The organism is Streptomyces sp. SID14436 (genome assembly GCF_010548465.1).
GTDB lineage: Bacteria > Actinomycetota > Actinomycetes > Streptomycetales > Streptomycetaceae > Streptomyces.
This window is the reverse complement of the sequence record NZ_JAAGMD010000268.1, coordinates 1-6,991: the sequence shown is the minus strand read 5'-3', so window position 1 is coordinate 6,991 and position 6,991 is coordinate 1. Positions and strand designations below refer to the sequence as shown.

Here is a 6,991-nt window from a genome sequence, read left to right as displayed (position 1 = left end):
GGCCGCCCGCCGCCGCGCCGGGTCCCGCGCTGTCCGACACCGACGGCGAACGCCACCTGCCCTGGCCCGCGTTGCCCACGGCGATCGTCGCGGCCGCCGGCTTCGTCCTGGGCGCCGGATTCCTGTACGCCTTCACCGGCGGCCACGCCCTCTTCCCGTCCGGCACCGTCGGCTGGTCCCTCGCCGTGCTCACCGGCATCGTCGTCGGCCACCTGGTCATGCTGGGCCGCTCCCGCTGGTGGGGCGGCACCGGCTCGGGCGCCGCGCTCACCCTCGCCGTGCTGCTCCTCTACGGCTGGGTGCCGGCCGGCATGGTCAGCCTCACCGTCGTCGTGCTGGTCGGCGCCGCCCGCCGGGGCCGCTGGCGGCAGGGCGTCCTGCACGGCGCGGTCGACCTGCTCGGGATCGGCGCCGGCGCGCTGGTGCTGGCCGCCTCCGGCTCCGTACCGTCCGTCGAGTCGCCGTCCGCGCCGGGCAGCTGGTCCTTCGCCACCGCCTTCGAGGTGGTGCTCGTCGCCGCCGCCTACCTCGCCGTCACCCGCACCCTCTTCTGGTACCTGCACACCCCGCGCGCCGGGCTGCCCACCGTCGCCCGCACCGCCCTCGTCCGGCAGGCCCTGGTCGCCGTCGCCCTGCTCGGGATAGCCCCGCTGATCTGTGTGGTCGCGGACGCCAAGCCGCTGCTGCTCCCGCTGTTCGCCATTCCGCTGATCGCGCTCGACTCCACCCTGTGGATCGCCCGGGCCCGCGCGGAGGAGCAGCTGCGCGACCCGCTGACCGGCCTGCCGAACCGGCAGTGGCTGCTGGAGCGGATCTGGACCGCCCTCGACGACGCGGAACGCATCGAGGCCCGCTCCGCCCTCATGCTGATCGACCTCGACCGGTTCCGTTCGGTCAACGACACCCTCGGTCATCTCGCCGGTGACCGGCTGCTGCTGCAGATCGCCGACCGGCTGAGAGCCGCCCTGCCGCGCGGTGCCGAGGCGGCCCGCCTCGGCGGCGACGAGTTCGCCGTTTTACTGCCCGTCGCCGACTCCACCACGTCCGCGACCCGCGTCGCCCGCGGCCTGGTCGCGGCCCTCAGCTCGCCGCTCGACCTCGACGGACTCACCCTCGTCCTGGAGGCCAGCGCGGGCGTCGCCGTCTTCCCGGACCACGCGCTCGACGCGGAAGGGCTGCTGCGGCGGGCGGACGTCGCGATGTACCAGGCCAAGCGGGACCGCACCGGCGTCGAGGTCTACGAGTCCAAGCGGGACTCCAACACCCCCGACCGGCTGGGACTGCTGGGCGACCTGCGCCGCGCCCTGGACGCCCACGAGGTCCAGCTGCACTACCAGCCCAAAGTCCGCTTCGACGGCCAGGTGTCCGGCCTGGAGGCCCTGGTGCGGTGGGTGCACCCGGAGCGCGGCCGGGTCCCCCCGGACGAGTTCATCGCGATCGCCGAGTCCTCCGGACTCATGCCGTACCTCACCGAGTACGTCCTGGAGACCGCCCTCGAACAGGTCGCCGCCTGGCGCGCCCAGGGCCTGTTCGTGCCGGTCGCGGTCAACGTCTCCCCGCGCGACGTGCACACCCCCGGCTTCGCCGGCTCCGTCGCCGCCCGGCTCGCCCGGCACGGCGTGCCCGCCGGGGCGCTCCAGCTGGAGATCACCGAACACGTCCTCCTGGAGGACCCCCAGCGCGCCGCCGACACCCTCAACGCCCTGACCGGGCACGGCGTGAAGATGTCCCTCGACGACTTCGGCACCGGCTACTCCTCACTCGTGCACCTGCGGCGGCTGCCGGTCAGCGAACTCAAGATCGACCGGTCCTTCGTGGCCCGGCTCGCCGTCGACCCCGAGGACGCCGAGATCGTGCGCTGCACGATCGACCTCGCCCACTCCCTCGGCCTGCTCGTCGTCGCCGAGGGCGTCGAGGACGACGAGACCTGGGAACGCCTGCGCGACCTGCGCTGCGACGCCGTCCAGGGCTGGCTCGTGGCGGCCGCGATGCCGCCCGACGAGACCACCGCCTGGCTCCTGGCCCGCGGCTCCCGCGGCTGGCAGCGCCCGGCGGCGGCCCTCCCCGCCGCCGCGGGCGACGACTCCGGCCGGGTCGGCTGACGAGAGGCCCTGGGCGTACGGTTCCGGCAGCGGCCCGCACACCGTTCACGGCCACCGTCGCGGGCCCCATAGGATTGGCCCCAAACACACACACTCACCCCAGAGGAACGCTGCATGCCTGGCATCACGCGCGAGGAGGTCGCCCACCTCGCCCGGCTGGCGCGTCTGGAGCTGAAGCCCGAAGAGCTCGACCACTTCGCAGGCCAGCTCGACGACATCATCGGCGCGGTGGCCCGCGTCAGTGAGGTCGCCGACCAAGACGTCCCGCCGACCTCGCACCCCCTTCCGCTGACGAACGTCATGCGGCCGGACGAGGTCCGTCCCTCGCTCACCCCCGAGCAGGCGCTGTCCGGCGCCCCGGCCCAGGAGCAGCAGCGTTTCAAGGTGCCGCAGATCCTGGGGGAGGAGTAACCGCCATGAGCGATCACATCATCAGGCTCACCGCGGCCGAGACCGCGGCGAAGATCGCCTCCGGCGAACTCACCGCCGTCGAGGTCACCGAGGCCCACCTGGCCCGCATCGACGCCGTCGACGAGAAGGTGCACGCCTTCCTGCACGTCGACCGCGAGGGCGCCCTCGCCCAGGCGCGCGCCGTGGACGACAAGCGCGCCCGGGGGGAGAAGCTCGGCCCGCTGGCCGGCGTCCCCCTCGCGCTGAAGGACATCTTCACCACCGAGGGCATCCCGACCACCGTCGGCTCCAGGATGCTCGAGGGCTGGATCCCGCCGTACGACGCGACGCTCACCAAGCGCCTCAAGGACGCCGACGTCGTCATCCTCGGCAAGACCAACATGGACGAGTTCGCCATGGGGTCCTCCACCGAGAACAGCGCCTACGGCCCGACCGGCAACCCCTGGGACCTCACCCGGATCCCGGGCGGCTCCGGCGGCGGCTCCTCGGCCGCGCTCGCCTCCTTCCAGGCGCCGCTCGCCATCGGCACCGACACCGGCGGCTCCATCCGCCAGCCGGCCTCCGTCACCGGCACCGTCGGCGTCAAGCCCACCTACGGCGCGGTCTCCCGCTACGGCATGGTGGCGTTCTCCTCCTCCCTCGACCAGGGCGGCCCCTGCGCCCGCACGGTCCTGGACGCGGCCCTGCTGCACGAGGTGATCGCCGGCCACGACCCGCTCGACTCGACCTCCATCGACGAGCCGGTCCCGCCGGTCGTCGAGGCCGCCCGGAACGGCAGCGTCCAGGGCATGCGCGTGGGCGTCGTCAAGCAGTTCCGCGGCGAGGGCTACCAGGCCGGGGTCATCCGGCGGTTCGACGAGTCGGTGGAGCTCCTCAAGGGCCTCGGCGCCGAGATCGTGGAGCTGGACTGCCCGTCCTTCGACCTGGCGCTGTCGGCGTACTACCTGATCGCGCCCTCGGAGTGCTCCTCCAACCTGGCCCGCTTCGACGGCCTGCGCTACGGCCTGCGCACCGGTGACGACGGCAGCCACTCCGCCGAGGAGGTCACCTCGCTGACCCGCGAGGCGGGCTTCGGCGACGAGGTCAAGCGCCGGATCATGCTCGGCACCTACGCGCTCAGCTCCGGCTACTACGACGCGTACTACGGCAGCGCCCAGAAGGTCCGCACGCTGATCAAGCGGGACTTCGACGCGGCGTTCGAGCAGGTCGACGTGATCGTCTCCCCGACGACCCCGACCACCGCCTTCCCGATCGGCGAGCGCGCCGACGACCCGATGGCGATGTACCTCGCCGACCTGTGCACCATCCCGACCAACCTGGCGGGCAACGCGGCCATGTCGCTGCCCTGCGGCCTCGCACCCGAGGACAACCTGCCGGTCGGACTGCAGATCATCGCCCCGGTCATGAAGGACGACCGCCTCTACAAGGTGGGTGCCGCCGTCGAGGCCGCCTTCGTGGAAAAGTGGGGCCACCCGCTGCTCGAGGAGGCTCCGTCGCTGTGAGTGCACTGACCAAGGCCAAGGGCTTCAAGAAGTCCCGGTCCGGTACGTACCTGTCCATGGCCGCCACCGCGTTCGGCGCGGTCGGCGTCGCCAAGCGCGTCAAGAAGGCCCGGCTGGAGAAGGACACCCTGGTCCTGATCGACGCCACCGTGTCCGCCGCCGCCATCGTCACCGGCCTCGCCATCCTCTACCGCGAGCTGAAGCGGCTGGGCGACGACGACGTCCTGCTGGGCTGAGAGGGAAGTTTCACCGTGACCACCACGACCGACCTGGTGTCGTACGAGGACGCGCTGGCGTCGTACGACCCCGTCATGGGCCTCGAGGTCCATGTCGAACTCGGCACCCGCACCAAGATGTTCTGCGGCTGCGCGACCGCCCTGGGCGCCGAGCCGAACACCCAGACCTGCCCCGTCTGCCTCGGCCTGCCCGGCGCGCTCCCGGTCGTCAACGAGACCGGCGTCGAGTCGGCGATCAGGATCGGCCTCGCGCTGCACTGCGAGATCGCCGAATGGTGCCGCTTCGCCCGGAAGAACTACTTCTATCCGGACATGCCGAAGAACTTCCAGACCTCCCAGTACGACGAGCCGATCGCCTTCGACGGCTACCTCGACGTGCAGCTGGAGGACGGGGAGACCTTCCGCGTGGAGATCGAGCGCGCCCACATGGAGGAGGACACCGGCAAGTCGACCCACGTCGGCGGCGCCACCGGCCGTATCCACGGCGCGTCCCACTCCCTGCTCGACTACAACCGGGCCGGCATCCCGCTCATCGAGATCGTCACCAAGCCCATCACCGGCGCCGGCGAGCGCGCCCCCGAGGTCGCGCGGGCCTACGTCCGTGAGCTGCGCGAACTCATCCGGGCGCTCGGCGTGTCCGACGCCCGTATGGAGATGGGCCAGATGCGCTGCGACGTCAACCTGTCGCTGATGCCGAAGGGCGCCGAGGAGTTCGGCACCCGCAGCGAGACGAAGAACGTCAACTCGCTGCGCTCCGTCGAGCGGGCCGCCCGCTTCGAGATCCAGCGCCACGCGGCCGTGCTGAACTCGGGCGGCACCATCGTCCAGGAGACCCGCCACTTCCACGAGGACACGGGGTCCACGACCTCCGGCCGCGTGAAGGAGGAGGCCGAGGACTACCGGTACTTCCCGGAGCCCGACCTGGTCCCCGTCGCCCCGTCCCGCGAGTGGGTCGAGAAGCTGCGCGCCGAGCTGCCCGAGCTGCCGCTGGTGCGCCGCAACCGGCTCCGCGAGGACTGGGGGATCTCCGGCACCGACATGCAGGCGATCCTCAACGCCGGTGCGCTGGACCCGATCGTCGCCACCATCGAGGCGGGCGCCGACGCGGCCTCCGCCCGCAAGTGGTGGATGGGCGAACTCGCCCGCAGCGCCAACGAGTCGGGCAAGGCCCTGGACGAGCTGGCCATCACGCCCGCGCAGGTCGCCCGGGTCGCGGAGCTGGTGACCTCCGGCGACCTCAACGACAAGCTGGCCCGCCAGGTCATCGAGGGCGTCCTCGCGGGCGAGGGCACGCCCGACGAGGTCGTGGAGAAGCGCGGCCTGAAGGTCGTCTCCGACGAGGGCGCGCTCACCGCCGCAGTCGAGGAGGCCATCGCCGGCAACCCGGGCGTCGCGGACAAGATCCGCGGCGGCAAGGTGGCGGCGGTCGGCGCCCTGGTCGGCGCGGTCATGAAGGCCACGCGCGGCCAGGCCGACGCGGCCCGGGTCAAGGAACTGATCCTGGAGAAGCTGGGCGTCTGACGGCGGCTGGTCCGCCAGAAGCACGACGAGGGGTGCACCGGTCCGGCCGGTGCGCCCCTCGCTCCGTGTCCGGGCGCGTCCGGTTCAGCGGCGGCGGCCCACCACGCGGGCGAAGCCCAGCGTGCGGCCCTCGTCGGCGCGCAGCATCCGCGCGCTCTCCCGGCTCATCCGCACGTGGAAGTCGTCGCCGCTCTCCTCGGCGACCACGTCGCACCACAGCAGCCAGTCGCGCCAGCCGTCCGGCTGCCAGTCGGCGGCCGTCACGGACACCGCCCCGCTGCGCATCCAGTGCCGGCGCCACCAGGCGGGGGAGTGGAAGCACCAGAAGGCCGGCTCCCAGAACGGCTCCAGGTGCTCCGGCGGTTCGGTCCCGTCGATCTCCTCCCGCAGCGCCGGCACCACGACGCCGACGGTGCCCCCCGGCTTCAGCAGCCGGGTCAGCGTGGGCAGGTACAGGTCGTCGGTGCCGAAGTACTGGTACGCGTCGACGGAGACGATCGCGTCGAACGTCTCCTCCCCGAAGGGCAGGTCGTGCGCCTCGGCACGGACGGGCAGCACCCGGTCGGCGACCCCGGCGCCGGCGATGCGCCGCGCGTTGTCCCCGGGCTCGGTCCACAGGTCGGCGGCGGTGACCCGGACGTCGTACTCACGGGCCAGGAAGACGGACGTCATGGCCCGCCCGCAGCCCAGGTCGAGCACCCGGGCACCGGGCCGCAGGACGTCGGGCCCCAGGGCCCCGGCCAGCCACTCCAGCAGCCACAGCGCGTGCGGGCCCATCTGGTTCTCGATGGTCCAGCGGGCGTCGTAGGCGGCGCTGCGGGGGTACCGGGGGAGGGTCAGACGGGCGGCCAGGGCGTCGTCGGCCGGGGTGCGGCCGGCCGGGGTGTCGGGGCGGTTCGGAAGGCGGTCCGGCATGGGGCAACGGGCTCCTCGCTGAGGTGAGTGACCCCTGCATCGTGTCGGAGAACCGCCCGGGACGGCACGGTCCGCTCCGGCCCGGGCACGCCCCCGCCCCCGGTGCCCGGACACCGGCCGCTACGCTCCCGGGCCATGAGTGGACGCGCCGATTCCGACACGCCCCCGGACACGCGTCCGGAGCCGGACGAGGCACCCCGGGACCCCGCCGGCCCGGACGCCCCCTCCCCGGCCCCGGACGAGGACCCCGGCCCCGACGGCTCCCGGGCGCGCCGGGCCCGGTTCGTCGCGGCCGGCACCGGCG

The 6,991-nt window shown here is 73.2% G+C and carries 6 protein-coding genes; 5 read left to right on the top strand and 1 reads right to left on the bottom strand.

Annotated elements, in window-relative coordinates:
• The first annotated feature begins 29 nt into the window (after positions 1 to 29).
• The 5 genes from G3I53_RS10015 to gatB all read left to right on the top strand — a co-directional run bounded on the left by G3I53_RS10015 (position 30) and on the right by gatB (position 5,772).
• Complete coding sequence (locus tag G3I53_RS10015; protein ID WP_239063732.1) at positions 30 to 2,102, top strand: bifunctional diguanylate cyclase/phosphodiesterase; 2,073 nt, start codon at positions 30 to 32, stop codon at positions 2,100 to 2,102.
• Positions 2,103 to 2,216: 114 nt separating this feature from the next.
• A complete protein-coding gene (gene gatC, locus G3I53_RS10010) occupies positions 2,217 to 2,513 on the top strand; it encodes an Asp-tRNA(Asn)/Glu-tRNA(Gln) amidotransferase subunit GatC (protein ID WP_004925108.1) in 297 nt (98 codons plus the stop codon).
• 5 nt (positions 2,514 to 2,518) lie between these two features.
• Positions 2,519 to 4,015: an Asp-tRNA(Asn)/Glu-tRNA(Gln) amidotransferase subunit GatA gene (gene gatA, locus G3I53_RS10005; RefSeq protein ID WP_164334241.1), complete on the top strand. Its 1,497-nt coding sequence runs from the start codon at positions 2,519 to 2,521 to the stop codon at positions 4,013 to 4,015.
• A complete protein-coding gene (locus G3I53_RS10000; protein ID WP_164334242.1) occupies positions 4,012 to 4,251 on the top strand; it encodes a hypothetical protein in 240 nt (79 codons plus the stop codon). Before gatA ends, G3I53_RS10000 begins: the two co-directional genes overlap by 4 nt.
• Before the next feature lie 15 nt (positions 4,252 to 4,266).
• Positions 4,267 to 5,772, top strand: coding sequence for an Asp-tRNA(Asn)/Glu-tRNA(Gln) amidotransferase subunit GatB (gene gatB / locus G3I53_RS09995; protein WP_164334243.1), 1,506 nt, complete (start codon positions 4,267 to 4,269; stop codon positions 5,770 to 5,772).
• Positions 5,773 to 5,856: 84 nt separating this feature from the next.
• Here gatB and G3I53_RS09990 read toward each other — a convergent pair whose 3' ends face one another.
• A complete protein-coding gene (locus tag G3I53_RS09990) occupies positions 5,857 to 6,687 on the bottom strand; it encodes a methyltransferase domain-containing protein (protein WP_164334244.1) in 831 nt (276 codons plus the stop codon).
• Between the last annotated feature and the right edge of the window lie 304 nt (positions 6,688 to 6,991).